Here is a 20,331-nt window from a genome sequence, read left to right on the forward strand (position 1 = left end):
GTACGTCCCGGGCCGAAAAACCCCGGAGGGAGCACTCGGGGCTCAACCAAACCTGACGCGTCAGGCCAGGTGCTACCCGTGACCAATCCGCTCGATCTTTGGTATCTGTGCGAGAAGGCGCGCTATGCCAGCGCCAATCCGTACCGGCGTGCCAACGATGAAGCGCCCATGTATCAACGCACGGTCGCGCTGATGATTCGGGCGGATAACGAGCTATTTGAGTATCGCTGGCCCTATTGCGCCGAAGTTGGCTACGACATGACCAAGACGCCGCCGGCGCCGATCATGAGCAAAAGGCAGCCGCATCGGCCGAGTTCCTTTCCGCTTTCTCAGTACAAGCGGATCAAAAGTCGGCATTTTCCGGAGTACAGCAGCGTTGAGGTCGTGGTGGACTTACTGGGCTTGGATGAGCTTGAGGAGATGGTTCCGGTGCCGTTGCCGCCAGATGTCGAGAACGGAATTTGGCAGGATATCCAGGTAGTGCCGAAAAGCCCAATGCGGATTCCCGACGTCGTTCGGGTCATCAACCACAAGCTGGGCGGTGCGCCGCAATACAGTCAGCCAAATCTGGCTGGTGTGATTGAAATGAAGTTTGGAAAGGACTCGCTTTCTGATGACCAAAGAAGAGCTTACCGAGATATAGCTGGCGCCAGCGATAAGTTTCGCTTGCTTCATACCGACCGATGCAACAGAGCCGACAAGCGCCAGCGTCGCGAATGGATGACCGCTGCCCAGAAGGAACCTGTCTACAAACCCGTGTCGCAAGTCATGTCGCTCCCCTTAAGAGCTTCAGCCGATCCACACGGGTTGGTCGTTGGGCTGATTGATGCCGAACACCAAGCTGCACGGCAAGTCCTTGAATTCAGTCCGCCGCCTCCGGGAACCTCATTGATGAGCGCCAGGCCCGACATGCGAGAGGCCAATGCGCTGGCCGCTCGGGCACGAGCGCAAATTGAGATTTCGCTCGCCGCCCCGTTCTTATTTGTGGGCGCGGCAGGTATCGGCGCCGGAGTGGCAACCGTTGCAGGAAGCAGTGCAGCGATCCCCAGTTCAACGCTGACCGCAAGCGCCGGCCCAAGAGTGGTGCAATACGGCCGCCTTGTCGGCTGGGGCCGTCTCATCGCAGGAGCTGGTTCAGCAGGAACCGCTGTGGCTTATGCGCAATCAGAAAACGGAAGCTCCGCGCCTGTACCGACTCCCGAACATCAACGCCGATGGCAGGCCTATCAGGAATGGGAAGCCAGCCAACGGCACCATCCGCGCACGGAACAACTGTATCTATTCTGGGCCGATGCGCCGGAGACGAAAACATGACCGATTTCTTTAAAGAGTTCGCTGCCGAACGCTGGTACTTCACCTTTGCCGATGAGGAAGACAACACTTTACTCGTCCAGCAAGTCGGGATCGTCGCCATCTTTCATCTCGTTGACGCCTATCTACCGGTTCGCCGAAAAGGCATCGCGGAGGCATTTTCGCTTTACCACGAACTCTACGGAGACAAACTCAAGGGCGGTTATCGCGAAGATAAGCGCATGATCGTCCGCCCCTTCGCCAAAATGGACTTTGAAGCCTATCGAGACTACATCGTAGGCACCAGCCCGATGAATGTCGTCGAGTTCAAATGCATGTCGAGGTTAAGTTTAGGGCACGTCAGTGATTATATGTTTGGGGTTTATTCTCCTGCCGGCTGGTATGAGCAAGTTCACAAACCTCTTACCACGGTAAGGGCGTATTTGCCCGTAGATGAGCTTGTAGGAGAAGGGAAAGCACGATTCGAGGATTTCCTGTTGCAGTGCTGTGCATTGCTCCGCCCTCTCCACGGCGCGGCCGGACTAGGGATTCAGGAATGCCACGATTGGGAGGACTATCAGACTCTTGAACACGAGACAGCCTGGGCATACCGAGGGGTAGACATCTGTGGACCGACCGGAGACAAAAACCTGCGCAAGGGCTACAAGAATCTCAACTGGTACACGTTCCTAGCCCATCACTGGATTGCCACCTTGGGAACGCCCGAGGAGCTGAAGACCAAGATCAACGACGAACGCGTCGCGCTCCTCCCCTACAAATGGGGCACCGCCATCCGCGCTGGTGATTGGCCAGCACTCGGCAAAGCCGAGACAGACCCCACGCCCGAACTGTACGTAAAGGTCAACAACGCCATCCGTTCATTGCGCGTGCAAGACGTCGAATCACTGCACTACGGCTCCATCGCCGGTGAAGTCCGCTTCAACCCGCTGACCAGCAATCTCTGGCTGCGCCGCTTCGACACGCTGCAGGAAATCAAGGCCGTGATCGACGAGTCGGGCAACGTCAAAACAGACGAACGTCACTTTCTTCGCATGCCCTCTGGCACACCTTGCCCATGGCCCGGCATCTGGATCTGCGAGGAGGAGCCATCACAGGGAAGGAAGACGTTCATGCACAACGAACTATTGCCGGACGTGAACGGGCAGGTGGTCACCTGGCGTCTGGTCAAAGCGTTGTAGAGACGCAGCGAACGTGCGTGCGTAAGCGCATCGGCAAACACATCCCCTCACAACTCTTCCGCAACCCCATCAAGGAGGAAGGCTGAACCATGGCCACCCCAAATGTACGTCCTGGGCCGAAGAACCCCGCAGGAAGCACTCGGGGCTCAACCAAACCTGACGCGTCAGGCCAGGTGCTGCCCGTGACCAATCCGCTTGACCTCTGGTATCTGTGCGAGAAGGCGCGCTATGCCAGCGCTAATCCTTACAGGCGCGCCAACGATGATGCGCCCATGTATCAACGCACGGTCGCGCTGATGATTCGGGCGGATAACGAGCTCTTTGAGTATCGCTGGCCCTATTGCGCCGAAGTGGGCTACGACATGACCAAGACGCCGCCGGCGCCGATCATGAGCAAAAAGCAGCCGCATCGGCCGAGTTCGTTTCCGTTGTCTCAATACAAGCGGATCAGCAGCCGGCAGTTTCCGCAGTACAGCAGCGTGGAAGTTGTGGTGGACATCTTGGGGCTGGATGAGCTCGAGGAGATGATTCCGGTGCCGCTGCCTCCAGATGTCGAAAACGGAATTTGGCAGGATATCCAGGTAGTCCAGAAACGCCCATTGCGGATCCCTGATGTTGTGCGTGTCATCGACCACACGATGGGGGGTGTGCCTCAATACAGTCAGCCTAATCTCGCTGGTGTGATTGAAATGAAGTTTGGAAGAGATGCCCTGTCAACAGAGCAAAAGGCAGCTTATGAGGACATCGCCGGGAAAAGCGACAGATTTCGCCTGCTCAATACCGATCGGTGCGACAGAGCAGATCGGCGCCAACGTCGAGAGTGGATGACAGCGGCGCAGAGCGAACCAGTCTACAAACCCGTGTCCCAAGTCATGTCGCTGCCCTCGCGCGCTTCGGCCGATCCACACGGGTTGGTGGTTGGACTAATTGATGCCGAGCATCAGGCTGCCCGACGAGTCCTCGAAGTCGGGCCTCGCTCTACCGGAACCCCTGTATTGACCGCTGGCGCCGCGATGCGAGAGGCTGATGCAGACGCTGCACGGGTGCGCGCACAGGTTGGACTGTCGCTTGCGGGTCCCTTTGTTCTCATTGGCGCCACAGGCCTCGGTGCTGGCATGGCGAGCCTTGCAGGAAGCAATGCTGTGCTCTCCGGTTCAACGTTGGCAGCACGAGCCGGCCCGCGTTTCGTGCACTTCACCCGCCTCGTTACGTGGGGCGGCGCTGGTTCGGCTGGAGCCGCAGTCGCTTATGCCCAGTCAGAAGACGGAAGCTCCGTACCTGTGTCCTCTTCCGAACGGCAACGCCAATGGGAAGCCTATCAAGAGTGGGAAGCCAGCCAGCGCGAGCAACCCCGCACGGAACAGCTGTACCTGTTCTGGGCTGATGCACCGGAGACGAAGCAATGACTAATTTTTTTAAAGAGTTCGATGCCGAACGCTGGTACTTCACCTTTGCAGATGAAGACGACAACACACTCATCGTTCAACAGGTCGGGATCGTTGCAGTTTTTCATCTTGTCGACGCCTATCTACCGGTTCGCCGCAAAGGCATCGCGGAGGCGTTTTCTCTCTACCATGAACTTTATGGCGACAAGCTCAAGGGTGGATACCGCGCAGATAAGCGCATGATCGTCCGACCCTTCTCCAAGATGGGCTTCGAATCTTATCGGGACTACGTCGTAGATACCAGCCCGATGGATGTCATTGAGTTCGACTGCATGTCCACGCTCAGCTTGGGGCACGCGAGCGATTACATGTTTGGCGTTTTCTCTCCCGCCGGCTGGTATGAGCAAGTCCATAAAAGGCTTACGACTGTACGGGCCTACCTACCGGTGGAAGAACTTGTTGGCGAAGGGAGAGCACGGTTCGAGAGCTTTCTATTGAAGTGCTGCGCGTTGCTTCGCCCACTCCATGGCGCAGCCGGCCTCGGAATTCAGGAATGTCACGATTGGGAGGACTATCAAACCCTTGAACACGAGACTGCCTGGGCATACAGAGGAGTAGATCTTTGTGGACCGTCCGAAAAGAAGAACCTGCGCGACGGCTACAAAAATCTCAACTGGTACACCTTCCTGGCCCATCACTGGATTGCCACCCTAGGCACACCCGAGGACCTGAAGGCCAAGCTCAACGACGATCGCATCGAACTCCTCCCCTACAAATGGGGCACCGCCATCCGCGCTGGTGATTGGCCAGCACTCGGCAAAGCCGAGACAGACCCCACGCCCGAACTGTACGTAAAGGTCAACAACGCCATCCGTTCATTACGCGTGCAAGACGTCGAATCACTGCACTACGGCTCCATCGCCGGTGAAGTCCGTTTCAACCCGCTGACCAGCAATCTCTGGCTGCGCCGCTTCGACACGCTGCAGGAAATCAAGGCCGTGATCGACGAATCGGGCAACGTCAAAACAGACGAACGTCACTTTCTTCGCATGTCCTCTGGCACACCTTGCCCATGGCCCGGCATCTGGATCTGTGAGGAGGAGCCGTCACAGGGGAGAAGGACGTTCATGCACAACGAACTATTGCCGGACGTGAACGGGCAAGTGGTCACCTGGCGTCTGGTCAAGGCGTTGTAGAGACGCAGCGAACGTCCGTGCGTAAGCGCACCGACAAACACATCCCCTCTCAACTCATCCGCAACCTGATCAAGGAGGAAGGCTGAACCATGGCCACCCAAAACGTACGTACCGGGTCAAAGAAGCCCGCTGGCAGTGCTCGGGGCTCAACCAAACCTGACGCGTCAGGTCAGGTGCTGCCCGTGACCAATCCGCTTGACCTCTGGTATCTGTGCGAGAAGGCGCGCTATGCCAGCGCTAATCCTTACAGGCGCGCCAACGATGATGCGCCCTTGTATCAACGCACCGTGGCGCTGATGATCCGGGCGGATAACGAGCTTTTTGAGTATCGCTGGCCTTACTGCGCCGAGGTTGGTTACGACATGACGAAGACGCCGCCGGCGCCGATCATGAGCAAGAAGCAGCCGCATCGGCCGAGTTCATTTCCGCTTTCTCAGTACAAGCGGATCAGCAGCCGGCAGTTTCCGCAGTACAGCAGTCTTGAAGTTGTGGTGGACGTGTTGAGCTTGGATGAGCTTGAGGAGATGGTTCCGATCCCGTTGCCGTCGAACATCGAAGAGGGTATCTGGCAGGATATTCAACGGGGAGAACCAGGACAGTTTCGAATTCCCGATGTCGTGAGGGTCATTGACCATACGATTGGGGGCAAAGCTCAATACAGCTCTCCGAATCTCGCTGGCGTCATTGAGATGAAATTTGGCGGGGATGCACTCTCCAGGGAGCAGAAGAAGGCCTACGAGCGAATCGGAGGCGATAACTTCAAATTTCGATTGCTTCATACCGAGCGGTGCGACAGAGCTGATAAGCGCCAGCGTCGCGAATGGATGACGGCTGCCCAGCACGAACCGGTCTATAAGCCCGTGTCGCAAGTCATGTCGCTCCCAATGAGAGCTTCGGCCAATCCTCACGGTTTGGTGGTCGGGCTGATTGATGCCGAGCATCAAGCTGCTCGACAAGCCCTTGAAGTCAGTCCGCCGCCTCTGGGAACCTCAGTGATGATCGCCAGCCCCGACATGCGGGAGGCCGATGCGCGGACCGCTCAGGCCCGAGCGCAAATTGAAGTTTCGCTGGTCGCCCCGTTCTTACTTGTAGGGGCGGCAGGTATCGGCGCCGGCATGGCAACAATTGCTGGAGGCAGTGCAGCGATCCCCGGTTCAACGCTGACCGCACGAGCCGGCCCACAAGTCGTGCACTTCGGCCGGCTTATTAACTGGAGCCGTGTCACTGGTGTTGCCGGCACGGCAGGATCGACCGTGGTCTATGCCCAATCGAAAGACGGAAGCTCCGCCCCGGTGCTGTCTCCCGAACTCCGACGCCAATGGGAGGCCTATCTGGAGTGGGAGGCCAGCCAACGCCATCAGCCGCGCACGGAACAGCTGTACCTGTTCTGGCCCGACGTACCCGAGACCAAACAATGACCGATTTCTTCAGCGAGTTCGACGCCGAACGTTGGTACTTCACGTTCATGGATGAAGACGACCATACGCTCCCTGTCCAGCAGGTAGGAATTGTCGCCATCTTTCAATTGATGGACGCCTACCAGCCAGATCGCCGCAAAGGCATCGCTGAGGCGTTCTCGCTATTCCACGATCTGTACGGCGACAAGCTGAAGGGCGGATATCGTGAGGACAAGCGAATGATCGTCCGCCCTTTCTCGAAAATGAGCTTTGAAGATTATCGAGACCACATCGTAGACACGAGCCCCATGAGGGTCGTCGAGTTCGACTGCATGTCCAGATTGAGTTTGGGGCACGTAAGTGATTATTCGTTCAGCGTTTACTCGCCAGCAGGCTGGTTCGAACAAATTCACAAGACATTCACCACCGTGCGAATCTACCTGCCAATAGAAGAGATTCGCGGAGAGGGAAGAGACCGATTCGAGAGCATGCTGTTGAAGTGCTGCTCGTTGCTTCGCCCACTCCACGGCGCTGCCGGGCTAGGAATTCAGGAGTGCCATAACTGGGAGGACTACCAGACTATGGAATACGAGACAGCCTGGGCCTACAGAGGCGTTGATGTGTGCATTCCTACCGGAAATGAAGCATGGCGTGACGGCTATTCCAATCTCAACTGGTACACCTTCCTGGCCCATCACTGGATTGCCACCTTGGGCACGCCCGAGGAGCTGAAGGCCAAGCTGAGCGACGAACGGATCGCTCTCCTTCCCTACAAGTGGGGAACCGCCATCCGCGCAGGCGAATGGCCTGCACTCGGCAAAGCCGAAACAGATCCAAAGCCCGAACTCTATGTGAAGGTCAACAACGCCATCCGTTCATTGCGCGTGCAAGACATCGGCTCACTGCACTACGGCTCCATCGCCGGTGAGGTCCGCTTCAATCCGCTCACCAGCAATCTCTGGCTGCGCCGCTTCGATACGCCGCAGGAAATCAAGGCCGTGATCGACGAGTCAGGCAATGTCAAAGCAGACGAGCGTCACTTTCTTCGCATGCCCTCTGGCACTCCTTGCCCATGGCCCGGCATCTGGATCTGCGAGGAGGAGCCGTCACAGGGAAGGAAGACGTTCATGCACAACGAACTATTGCCGGACGTGAACGGGCAGGTGGTCACCTGGCGTCTGGTCAAGGCGTTGTAGAGACGCGGCGAACGTCCGTGCGAAAGCGCACCGGCAAACACATCCCCTCTCGACTCATCCGCAACCCCATCAAGGAGGAAAGCTGAACCATGGCCACTCAAAACGTACGTACCGGGTCAAAGAAGCCCGCAGGAAGTGCTCGGGGCTCCACCAAACCTGACGTGTCAGGCCAGGTGCTACCCGTGACCAATCCGCCCGACCTTTGGTATCTGTGCGAGAAGGCACGTTATGCCAGCGCTAATCCGTACAGGCGTGCCAGTGATGAAGCGCCCATGTATCAACGCACAGTCGCGCTGATGATCCGGGCGGATAACGAGCTCTTTGAGTATCGCTGGCCTTACTGCGCCGAGGTCGGCTACGACATGACGAAGACGCCGCCGGCGCCGATCATGAGCAAGAAGCAGCCGCATCGGCCGAGTTCTTTTCCGTTGTCTCAATACAAGCGGATCAGCAGCCGGCAGTTTCCGCAGTACAGCAGTGTTGAAGTTGTGGTGGATCTGTTGAGACTTGATGAGCTTGAGGAAATTATTCCGGTGCCGCTGCCATCGAACGTCGAAAAAGGGATTTGGCAGGATGTTCAGTCGGAGGAGTTAGGGCACCTGCGAATCCCTGATGTTGTGAGGGTCACCGATCACACGATGGGGGGAACGCCGCAATACAGCCAACCTAATCTAGCAAGCGTAATTGAAATGAAGTTTGGCGGTGATGCGTTATCTGATAGACAGCAGAAGGCCTACGAGAGAATCGCGGGCGACCGACTCAAGTTTCGATTGCTACACAACGACCGATGTGACAGAGCGGACAGGCGTCAGCGTCGCGAGTGGATGACCGCTGCGCAGCAAGAACCCGTTTACAAACCCGTTTCGCAGGTCATGTCCCTTCCCCTGCGAGCTTCGGCCGATCCGCACGGCTTGGTCGTTGGCCTGATTGACGCCGAGCATCAGGCGGCCCGGCAAATTCTTGAAGTCAGGCCGCCACCGCCGGGGACCCCTGTTGTAAGCGCCAGCCCGGACATTCGAGCGGCTGACGCGCAGGCTGCGCGGGCGCGCGCACAGATTGAGATGTCGCTTTTGGGCCCGTTCGTCATCGTGGGCGCCGCAGGTGTCGGCGCGGGCATGGCAACCGTTGCTGGCGGCAGCGCCGCAGTATCCGGAACAACCTTGGCCGCACGCGCCGGCCCTCGTGTCGTGCATTACGGTCGCCTTGTTTCCTGGGCGCGTTTCACGGGCGGGGCAGGTGCGGCAGGGGCGACAGCGGCCTATGCGAAATCGGAAGACGGAAGCTCAGCGCCCGTGCTTTCTCTCGAACTTCAACGCCAATGGAAGGCTTATCAGGAGTGGGAGGCCAGCCAACGTCATCAACCGCACACAGAGCAACTGTATCTGTTCTGGCCCGATGCGCCGGAGACAAAACAATGACCGATTTCTTTAGCGCGTTCGACGCCGAACGCTGGACCTTCACCTTAATGGATGAGGACGACACGACCCTCCCGGTACAACAGGTGGGAATTGTTGCTGTCTTTCATCTTATCGATGCGTACATCCCGGTTCGTCGCAAAGGCATCGCGGAAGCTTTCTCCCTTTACCACGAGCTCTACGGCGAAAAGCTGAAGGGGGGATATAGAGAAGACAAGCGGATGATCGTTCGCCCCTTCTCCAAGATGAACTTTGAAGCGTATCGCGACTACATTGTAAAGACCGCCCCAATGAACGCTGTCGAATTCAAGTGCATGTCTCATCTAAGTTTGGGGCATGCCAGTGACTATATGTTTGGCGTTTTTTCTCCAGAAGGCTGGTTCGAACGGATTCACAAGACATTCACCACTGTCAGGTTCTACCTACCTGTAGAAGAAATCAGTGGCGACGGGAAGGCCCGGTTTGAGAGCTTCTTGTTGAAGTGCTGCTCGTTGCTTCGCCCACTCCACGGCGCTGCCGGGCTAGGAATTCAGGAGTGCCATAACTGGGAGGACTACCAGACTATGGAATACGAAACAGCCTGGGCCTACAGAGGCGTTGATGTGTGCATTCCTACCGGAAACGAAGCATGGCGCGACGGCTATTCCAATCTCAACTGGTACACCTTCCTCGCCCACCACTGGATTGCCACGTTGGGCACGCCGGAAGAATTGAAGACCAAGCTCAACGACGAGCGCATCGCGCTTCTCCCCTACGAATGGGGCACCGCCATCCGCGCTGGTGATTGGCCAGCACTCGGCAAAGCCGAGACAGACCCCACGCCCGAACTGTACGTAAAGGTCAACAACGCCATCCGTTCATTGCGCGTGCAAGACATCGGCTCACTGCACTACGGCTCCATCGCCGGCGAAATCCGCTTCAACCCGCTGACCAGCAACCTCTGGCTGCGCCGCTTCGATAGGCAGGAGGAGATCAAGGCTGTTATTGACGAATCGGGCAAGGTCAAGGCCAGTGAACGTCACGTTCTACGTATGCTCTCCGGCTCACCTTGCCCATGGCCCGGCATCTGGATCTGCGAAGAGGAGCCTTCACAAGGCAGGCAGACCTTCATGCACAACGATCTCTTGCCGGAAGTAAACGGCCAAATAGTCACCTGGCGTCTGGTCAAAGCGCTATAGCGGAGGCAACAAGCTAATGCCAGAAATCATCCGCAAAGACGACAGCACGGACCACGGCGGGTCGGTGTTGGAAGGTTTCCCGCACACCAACCTCAATGGCAGACCCATGGCCGGCGTTGGCCATCAGGTCTCCTGCCCCAAGTGCGAGGGCGTCTTTCCCATCGTGCAGGGCAGCGCCACATTCAAGGTCAATGGCATCCCGGTTGCGCTGCACGGCATGACGACGGCCTGTGGCGCCCGCCTGATCGCCAGCAGCTCAAAAGCACGTGTCGAAGGCCACGCGGTCCGGGATCATCGGCCTGCGTAACCCTCAGCCGCGCTCAACCTTCCATCCCATCTCGGCCGAAATCCCCGCAGCCGCGCCCTGCACCACCGGCACCATCTCGCGCATGCGCTCCAGCGACATATAGGGCACGGTGCTCGACACACTGATGGCGGCGACGATGCCGCTGGAGGCATCGCGCACGGGTGCTGCCACGCAGCGGATCGAAGGCTCGTTGTCCTCCAGGTCGAACGCGTAACCCTGCGACGCGTAATCGCGCATGCGATCACGGAACGCCTCCCAGCCTTGCTGTCCGCCGGGCGCGCGCGACGACACCGGTGCGCCGACGCGATGCAGCGCCTTCCACTGCGGCTCGTCCGCGTCCAGCAGCAATGCCTTGCCGACGCCGGTCGCGGCGAGCGGCATGCGATGGCCTACGCGCGAACGCATTTCCAATCCCTTCTTGCCCGGAATCTTCTCCAGGTACAGCACGTCGTTGCTGTCGCGCACCGCCAGGTGAATCGTGTCGCCGGTCATGTCGGCCAGGCTGTCCAGATAAGGACGCGCCAGCGTCGCCAGCGGAAACGCCTCGCGCGCCTGAAAGCCCAGCTCGATCAGCTTGGGACCCAGCACATAGCCGACGCCCGGCAGCGCACGCAGGTAGCGCTCCTGCACCAGACAGCTTGCCAGCCGGTGCGTCGTGCTGCGCGCCACGCCGATGCGCGCGCAGATTTCCTTAAGGTCGCGTGCGCCATCGGCCACGGCCTGCACCACGGCAAGACCGCGCATCAGCGTCTGCGTGCCGGCGGGCGCGGCGGCATCGGGGTCAAGCGTGGCGGATTGCGCGGAGGTCAGCGTGGTGGCGGTCATGGTGCGAAGGCAGTGTTGCGGGGCGTCGGGAAAGATCGGCAAGCATACCCGGTGCTCCGGCACGGATATATGCGCATTCCCTGTATGTGGGATTTAATTCTATATTTTGAGATTTTTCAAGCGCTGAACTAGAATTTTTGCCATCGTGCGCTGCGCGTCTCCCGCGCGCGCACGGCAGATTTCAGACAACAAGGTCCGCGCCATCTCCGCCCTCCCGCGCGCCATCACGGCGCCACGACGGCAGCCCGATGCGCGGACAGAGACGAGACAGACTCTGATGAATACCGGATCGCCCGCCCGTGCGGCTCTCATCGCGCTGGATTGGGGCACCTCTTCACTTCGCGCCTATCGCCTGGACGCCACGGGCCGCACGCTCGATACGCGCCATCTACCCTGGGGCATCATGCGCCTGCCGCAACCGTTGCAGGACGGCGCGGCCACCACGGCACTGTCCGGCTTTGAACTGGCTTTTGAACAGGCATGCGGCGACTGGCTGCGCGCCGAGCCCGCCCTGCCCGTCATCGCCTGCGGCATGGTCGGCAGCGCGCAAGGCTGGAAGGAAGCGGCATACCTGGACGTGCCCGTCGACCTGGATCGCATCGGCACGCTGCTGACGGTGGTGGAGCGCCCCGACGGCACCCCTGTCCACATCGTGCCCGGCCTCATCCAGCGCCACGGCCTGCCCAACGTGATGCGCGGCGAAGAGACCCAGGTCTTCGGCGTGATGGCCGATGAAGCCAGCGCCAACGCCGACAGCGTGCTCATCGGATTGCCCGGCACGCACTCCAAATGGGTCAACGCGCGCCGCGGCCGCGTCACCCACTTCGACACCTTCATGACCGGCGAGGTCTACGCGGCGCTGCGCGGCCACACCATTCTGGGCCGCACCATGGCCGACGCCCCCAGCGCCGACATGGCCGCCTTTGAGCGCGGCGTGAAGGTCGCGGGCGCGCCGGCCGGCCGGGCGGGCGTGATGTCCACCATCTTCAGCACGCGCGCGCTGGGCTTGACCGGCGAACTCGCGCCCGAGTCGCAGGCCGACTACCTGTCGGGTCTCTTGATCGGCCATGAAGTCGCCGCGCTGGCCGAGATGCTGCGCCAGCAGGGCGAACTGCCCCGCATCGTGCTGTGCGGCGAGCCCGCGCTGTGCAAGCGCTACATCCTGGCCATGCAGCATTACGGCCTGGGCGCGCCCGAGCAGGCGCAGAACGCCACCGAGCGCGGCCTGTGGCACCTGGCCATCTGCGCCGGGCTCGTCTCCCCTTCCACTCAGCTCTCCGCCTAGGAACCTCCGATGAACCATCCCGGTCTGCAAACCGCCATGGCCCACTGCGGCCTGATCGCCATCCTGCGCGGCATCACGCCCGCCGAAGCCGAGCCCGTCGGACAGGCGCTGTACGAGGCGGGCTTTCGGCTGATCGAAGTGCCGCTGAATTCGCCGGATCCGCTGGACAGCATTCGCGCCATGCGCGCCGCGCTGCCCACCGACTGCCTCATCGGCGCCGGCACCGTCCTCAATCCCGACGACTGCGCTCGCATCCAGCAGGCCGGCGGCGAACTCATCGTCATGCCGCACAGCGACCCGGCCGTCATCCGCCAGGCCAAGAAGCTGGGCATGGCGTCCTGCCCCGGCGTCGCCACGCCCACCGAAGCCTTCGCGGCGCTGGCCGCCGGCGCCGACGTGCTGAAGATGTTCCCGGCCGAACAGCTCGGTCCGGCCGTGCTCAAGGCCTGGCGCGCGGTGATGCGCCCGCCGATCGCGCTGGTTCCCGTGGGCGGCATCACGCCCGACAACCTTTCGAATTACGCCCAGGCGGGCGCCAGCGGCTTCGGCCTGGGCTCCGCCTTGTACAAACCCGGCCTGTCGGCCGAAGCAACCGGCCAGAACGCACGCGCTTTCGTCGCGGCCTGGCAACGCGCCTATCCTGCCCAGGAGACACAAGCATGAAGATCACCAAGCTCACCACCTACATCGTGCCGCCCCGGTGGTGCTTCCTGAAGATTGAAACGGACGAAGGCATCGTCGGCTGGGGCGAGCCCGTCGTCGAAGGCCGCGCGCACTCCGTTGCCGCCGCCGTCGAAGAACTGTCCGACTACCTGATCGGCAAGGATCCCCGCAACATCGAAGACCACTGGACGGTCCTGTACCGCGGCGGCTTCTACCGCGGCGGCGCCATCCACATGAGCGCGCTGGCCGGCATCGACCAGGCGCTGTGGGACATCAAGGGCAAGCACCTTGGCGTGCCCGTGTCGCAACTTCTGGGCGGCAACGTGCGCGACCGCATCCGCGTGTACTCGTGGATCGGCGGCGACCGTCCCGCCGACACCGCGGCGGCCGCCAAGAGCGCCGTCGAGCGCGGCTTCACCGCCGTCAAGATGAACGGCACCGAAGAGCTGCAATACATCGACTCGTTCGACAAGGTCGAAAAGTGCCTGGAGAACGTGGCCGCCGTGCGCGACGCCGTCGGTCCCAACGTGGGCATCGGCGTGGACTTCCACGGCCGCGTCCACAAGCCCATGGCCAAGGTGCTGATGAAGGAACTTGATCCGTTCAAGCTCATGTTCATCGAAGAGCCCGTGCTGAGCGAACACTACGAAGCGCTGAAGGAGCTGGCGCCGCTGACGTCCACGCCGATCGCGCTGGGCGAGCGCCTGTTCTCGCGCTGGGACTTCAAGCGCGTGCTGTCCGAAGGCTACGTCGACATCATCCAGCCCGACCCGTCGCACGCCGGCGGCATCACCGAAACGCGCAAGATCGCCGCGATGGCCGAAGCCTATGACGTCGCGCTGGCCCTGCACTGCCCGCTCGGCCCCATCGCGCTGGCCACCTGCCTGCAGATCGACGCCGGCTGCTACAACGCGTTCATCCAGGAACAGAGCCTGGGCATCCACTACAACGCCGCCAACGACCTGCTCGACTACGTCAGCAACCGCGAAGTCTTCGCGTACGAGGACGGCATGGTCGCGATCCCGCAAGGGCCGGGCCTGGGCATCGAAGTGAACGAGGAATACGTCAAGGAACGCGCCGCAGTGGGCCACCGCTGGCGCAACCCCATCTGGCGTCACGCCGACGGCAGCTTCGCCGAGTGGTAAGCCGATAAAAGAGAGAGGAGACTCCATTGTCCACCGCCGCCCAAGCCGGCCTGCAAGGCGCCCAGCGCCCGACCCGCAGCCGCTACATCATCATGGTGATGCTGTTCATCACCGTCGTCATCAACTACCTGGACCGCAGCAACCTGTCCATCGCCGCCCCCGCCCTCAAGGACGAGTTCGGCCTGGACACCTGGCATGAAGGCCTGATCCTGTCGGCCTTCGGCTGGACCTACGCCGCCATGCAGATTCCCGGCGGCTGGCTGGTGGACCGCGTGTCCCCGCGCGTGCTGTACGCCGCCGCGCTGATCCTGTGGTCCGCGGCCACGTTCTTCATGGGTTTTGCCGGCAGCTTCGTCATCCTGTTCGTCCTGCGCCTGGCCGTGGGCGCGCTGGAAGCCCCGGCCTACCCCATCAACAACCGCGTCGTCACGACCTGGTTCCCGGAACGCGAACGCGCCACCGCCATCGGCTTCTACACGTCGGGCCAGTTCGTCGGCCTGGCGTTCCTGACGCCGGTGCTGGCCTGGCTGCAGCACCACTACGGCTGGCACATGGTGTTCGTCAGCACTGGCCTGCTGGGCATCATCTGGGGCGTGCTGTGGTTCATGATCTACCGCGAACCACGCCAGTTCAAGGGCGCCAACGCGGCGGAGATCGAGCTGATCCAGCAAGGCGGCGGTGTCGTCGACCTGGACACACGCGTGCGCGAGAAGAAGGCGCCGTTCAACTGGAACGACCTGGGTCTGGTCATGAGCAAGCGCAAGCTGTGGGGCGTGTACCTCGGCCAGTTCTGCCTGACCTCCACGCTGTGGTTCTTCCTGACCTGGTTCCCCACGTATCTGGTCAAGTACCGCGGCATGGACTTCATCAAGTCCGGCTTCCTGGCGTCGGTGCCGTTCCTGGCCGCCTTCATCGGCGTGCTGTGCTCGGGCGTGCTGTCCGACTTCCTGATCCGCCGCGGCGCCACGGTCGGCATGGCGCGCAAGCTGCCCATCATCCTGGGCCTCCTGATCTCCACGTCCATGATCGGCGCGAACTTCACGGACTCCACGCCGTGGGTCATCTTCTTCCTCGCCGTGGCGTTCTTTGGCAACGGCCTGGCGTCGATTACGTGGTCGCTTGTTTCCACGCTGGCGCCGGTGCGCCTCCTGGGCCTGACCGGCGGCGTGTTCAACTTCGTCGGCAACCTGTCGTCGATCTGCACGCCCATCGTGATTGGCTTGCTGGTGTCCAAGGACAGTTTCGCCCCGGCGATCGTGTACGTGTCGTCGCTGGCGTTGCTGGGCGCGCTGTCGTACATCCTGCTGGTTGGGAAGGTGGAGCGGATCGAGGCTTGATCGGCATGCCGGGGATTCACCTCCCCGGCCACTCCTGACCAAAAGGGCGTCCAATGGGACGCCCTTTTTTATTTGCGACGCGTCCGACACCGCAAGTCCAAGCGGACCAGGTCAACCCTAGGGTGCGATGCGGCGCCGTCCTTGCACCAAGGCTCTCGTCATTGGGCCGCTCCCGCACGCCGCACCGTTCTCAACGGTGTCAAAACTATCACCGTTGGCGGTTGTTTCCCTTCAACCATTCCCGGAGTATCCGTCTCCGAACGCTGCGCCAGCCTCGGCGACGAAACGATTCATGGCGGCCGCCCTTCCGGGCTTTTCGACGGCTTGACAAGATTTCGTCTATAAACGAATATCCGCATGTACGAAATCGAACACTACTTGGCCGCAAATGGTCGCACAAATCCCTATCTCGATTGGTTGAAAGGCCTGCGAGACAATCAGATCAAAGTTGCCGTCATACGACGCATCTCGCGAATTGAATCGGGCAATTTTGGGGATCACCGGTTTTGCCGCGATGGCGTCTGGGAATTGAGGATTGACGCCGGCCCCGGCTATCGCGTGTATTACGCCCCATGTGGCAAGCGCGTCGTACTGCTGCTTTGTGGCGGCGACAAGAAAACACAGGCATCGGATATCGACAGGGCTGTGAATTACCGGAAAGACTGGGAGCAAAGATCATGAGAAGCAGACCCCATGACGAAGCGATGGCAGCGCTGTACCGGGATGATCCAGGTCTGGCCGCAGACCTGATCAACAGCGTGCTGGAAGACGGCGACCAGGCCGAGCTGCTTATCGCACTACGCCAGCTTACGCTGGCCTTCGGAGGCGTTCAGTCTGTGGCCACGCAGGCAAGCCTGAATCCGACGCAGCTATATCGCACATTGTCGCCAAGCGGCAACCCAGCGCTCAGCAGTCTGACGGCCATCCTGAAGGCGATGGGATTGCGGCTGGCGGTGCAGCCGCTGGACCAACGGCACGCCGGCTAGCGGCTTCGGTGTCACGGCTTCCTACTGCAGAACCGCCTCCGCCGGCCTGAACCGCTTGAAATCCCAGTGCCTGCCCGGGGCCGCCTCCAGCAACTGGCGCGTGTAGCCGTCCCTCGGCTGAGTCAGCACCGCTGCCGCATCCCCGGCCTCGACAATCTGCCCCGACTTCATCACCACAATGGAATCGCAGATCTGCGCCGCCACGCGCAGGTCGTGGGTGATGAACAGCACCGCGGTATCGGTGCGCGCGCGTATGTCTTCGATCAGCTCCAGCACCTGCGCTTGAACCGATACGTCTAGCGCCGACACGGCTTCGTCTGCGATCAGGATGTCGGGCCGCAGGGCCAAGGCCCGCGCGATGCAGATGCGCTGGCGTTGCCCGCCCGAGAACTGATGCGGGTAGCGATCCATGGTTTCCGCGCCCAACCCGACGATGTCCAGCAGCTCGATGGCCCGCGTCCGCGCTTCGGCTTCCCGCACGCCAAAATTGCGCATGCCTTCGACGATGGAATCGCCCACGCGGATGCGCGCATTGAGCGACCGGTAAGGATCCTGGAACACGACCTGGATGCGCTTGCGCACCGGGTGGAACTCGCGCTTGGTGGCGGTGGCGATTTCCGTGCCATCGAGCCGCACGCTGCCGGCGCTCGGATCGATCAGCCGCGCGATGCAGCGCGCCAGCGTGGACTTCCCTGACCCCGACTCGCCTACGACGCCAACGATTTCCTTCTTGCGCAACGTGAAGCTGACGTCTCTGACCGCATGCACCGTGCGCTTGGCCTTGAAGAAACCGCGCTCGGCATAGGTCTTCTGCAGTCCTTTCACCACCAACACCGGCGCGCCTTCCGGCGCCTGCCTTGCCTGCGGCGCCAACCCCGGCACCGATGACACCAGCATGCGGGTATAGGCCTCTTTGGGACGCGCCAGGATTTCGTCGCGCGTACCCACTTCCACCAGACGCCCGCGGTTCATCACCGCGATGCGGTCGGCAATTTCCGCCACCACGCCGAAGTCGTGCGTGATGAATAGCACCGCGGTGTTGTGCGACTGCTGCAGCTCCAGGATCAACGCCAGGATCTGCTTTTGCGTCGTCACATCAAGCGCGGTGGTCGGCTCATCGGCGATGAGCAGCTTGGGATTCAGGATCAGCGCCATGCAAATTACGATGCGCTGGCGCTGCCCGCCCGACAACTGGTGCGGGTACGACTGGTAGATGCGTTCGACGTCCGGCAGACGCACCGATTCCAGCATGGCCAGAATCTTGCGCTTGCGCGACGCCGCATCCATGTCGCTGTGGGTGCGCAGCACCTCGTCGATCTGCCAGCCCACCGTGCGCACAGGGTTGAGCGCCGTCATCGGCTCTTGAAAGACCATTGACATGCGCGTGGCGCGCAGTTCGCGCAGGCGTTCCGGCGTGCAAGTCAGCACGTCTTCGCCATCCAGCAAAATGCGGCCCGCGCTGGGCTTGAGCGCATCGGGCGCCAGAAGGCCCATCACCGAAAACGACGTGACCGACTTGCCCGACCCGGACTCGCCGACGACGCACAAGGTTTCGCCGGCGTGAATGTCGAAGCTGATGCCTTCCACCACGTGGCGCGGCTCCTCTTGCGGCGCGCCCACCAACTGGACCGACAGGTTCTGCACTTGCAGCACGGGCATTGTGGATTCGTTCATGTCAGACCCTCCGCGCCATCTTGGGATCGAGGGCGTCGCGCATCGCGTCGCCCAGCATGTTGACGCTGAGCACCGTCAGCGCCAGGAACAGGCCCGGCAGCAGGATCAGCTCGGGACGGACCTGGAAGTACATGCGGCCCTCGGCGATGACGTTGCCCCAGGACGGAAACTCCGGCGGCATGCCCACGCCCAGAAAGCTCATGACCGCCTCGGACAGCATGGCGGACGCAAAGATGAAGGTGCCCTGCACTATCAGCGGCGCCACCGTGTTGGGCACCAGATGGCGCATCATCAACACCCGCGTCGGCGTGCCAAGCGAGATGGCGGCCTCCACATAGGGCTCATCACGCAGGCTCAGAATCAGTCCGCGCACCAGGCGCACCACCCGCGGAAACTCGGGCACGGCAATCGCGATCAGCACCGTCAGCAGGCTGGCGCCCGTGACGGCGACCAGCGCGATGGCCAGCAGGATGCTGGGTACGGACATGATGCCGTCCATGACTCGCATGATGACCATGTCCGCCGCCCGGAAGTAGCCGGCGATCACGCCCAACACCAGTCCGGGTATCAACGCCGCGACGGCCGTTCCCGCGCCGATCATCAGCGAGATGCGCGCGCCGTGGATCACGCGCGACAGCACGTCTCGCCCGTAGGCGTCGGTGCCGAACCAATGCTCGGCGGAAAAGCCTTTCAGGCGCTGCATGGGGTTGATGGCCATCGGGTCGGCCAGCCCCAGCAGATTGGCCGAGACAGCGGCCAGCACGATGACCGCCAGCATGACCAGCGCAGCCATGACCGGCCAGGTGGTCAGCGTACGAACCAGCGCCGACCGGGGCGGCTTTCGGGCGGCAGGGGCGTGGCCCGCCCCACCCGAGATCGAGTGTATGGAAGTGGACATGCGGATTCCTTCAGTAACGGATGCGCGGATCGAACACCGAATACAGAACGTCGATGGTCAGGTTCACGCCGATATAGACCAGCGAAAACAGCAGGATCAGCCCCTGGATCAGCGGATAATCCCGGGCCAGCACGGACTCGACCACCAACCGTCCCAGCCCGGGCAGGTTGAACACCGATTCCGTGACGACCACGCCGCTGATCAAGAGGGCGATGCTGACGCCAATGACGGTGATGATCGGCACGGCCGCGTTGCGCAGCGCGTGCGCCATCATCACGGCGCGCTCGGTAATGCCCTTGGCACGGGCGGTGCGGATGAAGTCTTCACCCATCACCTCCAGCACGCTACTGCGGGCGATGCGCGCGATAAGCGCCACAAATCCGGTGCTTAGCGCGATCGTGGGCAGCAACAGGTGCATGCCGAACGCGACGAGGCCGGCTGAGGGCGACTTGTAGCCCTGCACCGGCAGCCAGCCCAGCTTCATGGCGAACAGCAGGATCAGCGCGTAGCCGGTGACGAAGATCGGCACCGAAAAACCCAGCACCGAAAACGCCATCACCGCCCGGTCCGCGCGGGTGCCGCGCCGCCAGGCCGAGAAAACGCCCAGCGGCACCGCGATCAGCGTCGACAGCAGGATGGTCGACAAAGCCAGGGCCAGCGATGGCCCCACCCGGCTGCCGATCATCGTCGTCACCGGCGTGCCGGAATGCAGCGACGTGCCCAGATCGCCTTGCAGCACCTGTCCGCCCCACAGCATGAACTGGGTAGCCAGCGACCGGTCCAGTCCCATGTGCTCGCGGATCTGCGCCAGTTGCGTCTCGGTGGCCGCGTCGCCCGCCAGGATCAGCGCCGGATCGCCGGGTGTCAGCCGCAGCAGGCAGAACACCAGCACGGCCACCGTCAGCACCACGGGGACCGTAGCCAGGACGCGTCTGAGGATGTAGCTGATCATGGC

General features: G+C 61.5%; 19 protein-coding genes. 15 read left to right on the top strand and 4 right to left on the bottom strand.

The features are described 5' to 3' along the window. Positions 1–78 precede the first annotated feature (78 nt). The 9 genes from CLM73_RS29045 (at position 79) to CLM73_RS25235 (ending at position 10,563) form a co-directional block, all read left to right on the top strand. Positions 79–1,314 carry a VRR-NUC domain-containing protein gene (locus tag CLM73_RS29045; protein ID WP_158685929.1) on the top strand — a complete coding sequence of 412 codons (1,236 nt, stop codon included), beginning with the start codon at positions 79–81 and terminating at the stop codon, positions 1,312–1,314. Further along, positions 1,311–2,489: a type VI immunity family protein gene (locus CLM73_RS25200; protein ID WP_158685930.1), complete on the top strand. Its 1,179-nt coding sequence runs from the start codon at positions 1,311–1,313 to the stop codon at positions 2,487–2,489. Before CLM73_RS29045 ends, CLM73_RS25200 begins: the two co-directional genes overlap by 4 nt. Positions 2,490–2,671: 182 nt before the next feature. Further along, positions 2,672–3,895 (top strand): hypothetical protein, encoded by a 1,224-nt coding sequence (locus CLM73_RS25205; protein WP_158685931.1) that lies wholly within the window; start codon positions 2,672–2,674, stop codon positions 3,893–3,895. Beyond that, positions 3,892–5,070 carry a type VI immunity family protein gene (locus CLM73_RS25210; protein ID WP_105240750.1) on the top strand — a complete coding sequence of 393 codons (1,179 nt, stop codon included), beginning with the start codon at positions 3,892–3,894 and terminating at the stop codon, positions 5,068–5,070. Before CLM73_RS25205 ends, CLM73_RS25210 begins: the two co-directional genes overlap by 4 nt. Positions 5,071–5,159: 89 nt before the next feature. Further along, positions 5,160–6,488, top strand: coding sequence for a VRR-NUC domain-containing protein (locus CLM73_RS25215; protein ID WP_105240751.1), 1,329 nt, complete (start codon positions 5,160–5,162; stop codon positions 6,486–6,488). Further along, positions 6,485–7,663 carry a type VI immunity family protein gene (locus tag CLM73_RS25220; protein WP_158685932.1) on the top strand — a complete coding sequence of 393 codons (1,179 nt, stop codon included), beginning with the start codon at positions 6,485–6,487 and terminating at the stop codon, positions 7,661–7,663. Before CLM73_RS25215 ends, CLM73_RS25220 begins: the two co-directional genes overlap by 4 nt. A gap of 182 nt (positions 7,664–7,845) precedes the next feature. After that, a complete protein-coding gene (locus tag CLM73_RS25225) occupies positions 7,846–9,081 on the top strand; it encodes a VRR-NUC domain-containing protein (RefSeq protein ID WP_158685933.1) in 1,236 nt (411 codons plus the stop codon). Further along, a complete protein-coding gene (locus tag CLM73_RS25230; protein WP_158685934.1) occupies positions 9,078–10,256 on the top strand; it encodes a type VI immunity family protein in 1,179 nt (392 codons plus the stop codon). Before CLM73_RS25225 ends, CLM73_RS25230 begins: the two co-directional genes overlap by 4 nt. 16 nt (positions 10,257–10,272) lie before the next feature. Next, entirely contained in the window at positions 10,273–10,563 is a 291-nt protein-coding gene (locus tag CLM73_RS25235) for a PAAR domain-containing protein (protein WP_105240755.1), read from the top strand. 3 nt (positions 10,564–10,566) lie between these two features. On the opposite strand, the gene CLM73_RS25240 is transcribed toward CLM73_RS25235, so the two are convergent. Beyond that, positions 10,567–11,388 carry an IclR family transcriptional regulator gene (locus tag CLM73_RS25240; RefSeq protein ID WP_105241720.1) on the bottom strand — a complete coding sequence of 274 codons (822 nt, stop codon included), beginning with the start codon at positions 11,386–11,388 and terminating at the stop codon, positions 10,567–10,569. 277 nt (positions 11,389–11,665) lie between these two features. Between CLM73_RS25240 and CLM73_RS25245 the strand changes: the two genes are divergently transcribed. From CLM73_RS25245 to CLM73_RS25270, 6 genes are all read left to right on the top strand, one after another. Further along, complete coding sequence (locus CLM73_RS25245) at positions 11,666–12,673, top strand: 2-dehydro-3-deoxygalactonokinase (protein WP_105240756.1); 1,008 nt, start codon at positions 11,666–11,668, stop codon at positions 12,671–12,673. Between the two features lie 9 nt (positions 12,674–12,682). Further along, entirely contained in the window at positions 12,683–13,336 is a 654-nt protein-coding gene (locus CLM73_RS25250; RefSeq protein WP_056559445.1) for a 2-dehydro-3-deoxy-6-phosphogalactonate aldolase, read from the top strand. Then, complete coding sequence (dgoD, locus tag CLM73_RS25255) at positions 13,333–14,481, top strand: galactonate dehydratase (protein WP_056559450.1); 1,149 nt, start codon at positions 13,333–13,335, stop codon at positions 14,479–14,481. Before CLM73_RS25250 ends, dgoD begins: the two co-directional genes overlap by 4 nt. A gap of 26 nt (positions 14,482–14,507) precedes the next feature. Further along, positions 14,508–15,818 carry an MFS transporter gene (locus CLM73_RS25260; protein WP_105240757.1) on the top strand — a complete coding sequence of 437 codons (1,311 nt, stop codon included), beginning with the start codon at positions 14,508–14,510 and terminating at the stop codon, positions 15,816–15,818. 357 nt (positions 15,819–16,175) lie between these two features. Then, positions 16,176–16,499 carry a type II toxin-antitoxin system RelE/ParE family toxin gene (locus CLM73_RS25265; RefSeq protein WP_082578757.1) on the top strand — a complete coding sequence of 108 codons (324 nt, stop codon included), beginning with the start codon at positions 16,176–16,178 and terminating at the stop codon, positions 16,497–16,499. Beyond that, positions 16,496–16,804, top strand: a complete 309-nt coding sequence (locus tag CLM73_RS25270) for a DNA-binding protein (protein ID WP_056559457.1) — start codon at positions 16,496–16,498, stop codon at positions 16,802–16,804. The genes CLM73_RS25265 and CLM73_RS25270 overlap by 4 nt, the downstream gene beginning before the upstream one ends. Before the next feature lie 21 nt (positions 16,805–16,825). On the opposite strand, the gene CLM73_RS25275 is transcribed toward CLM73_RS25270, so the two are convergent. Genes CLM73_RS25275 through CLM73_RS25285 form a run of 3 tightly spaced genes read right to left on the bottom strand, consistent with a single transcriptional unit; the run spans position 16,826 to position 20,328 of the window. After that, positions 16,826–18,478: an ABC transporter ATP-binding protein gene (locus CLM73_RS25275; protein WP_234015743.1), complete on the bottom strand. Its 1,653-nt coding sequence runs from the start codon at positions 18,476–18,478 to the stop codon at positions 16,826–16,828. 1 nt (position 18,479) lies between these two features. Beyond that, a complete protein-coding gene (locus CLM73_RS25280) occupies positions 18,480–19,376 on the bottom strand; it encodes an ABC transporter permease (protein WP_105240759.1) in 897 nt (298 codons plus the stop codon). Between the two features lie 10 nt (positions 19,377–19,386). Continuing rightward, positions 19,387–20,328 carry an ABC transporter permease gene (locus CLM73_RS25285; protein ID WP_105240760.1) on the bottom strand — a complete coding sequence of 314 codons (942 nt, stop codon included), beginning with the start codon at positions 20,326–20,328 and terminating at the stop codon, positions 19,387–19,389. Between the last annotated feature and the right edge of the window lie 3 nt (positions 20,329–20,331).

Origin of the sequence: Achromobacter spanius (genome assembly GCF_002966795.1) — a bacterium.
GTDB lineage: Bacteria > Pseudomonadota > Gammaproteobacteria > Burkholderiales > Burkholderiaceae_B > Achromobacter > Achromobacter spanius_D.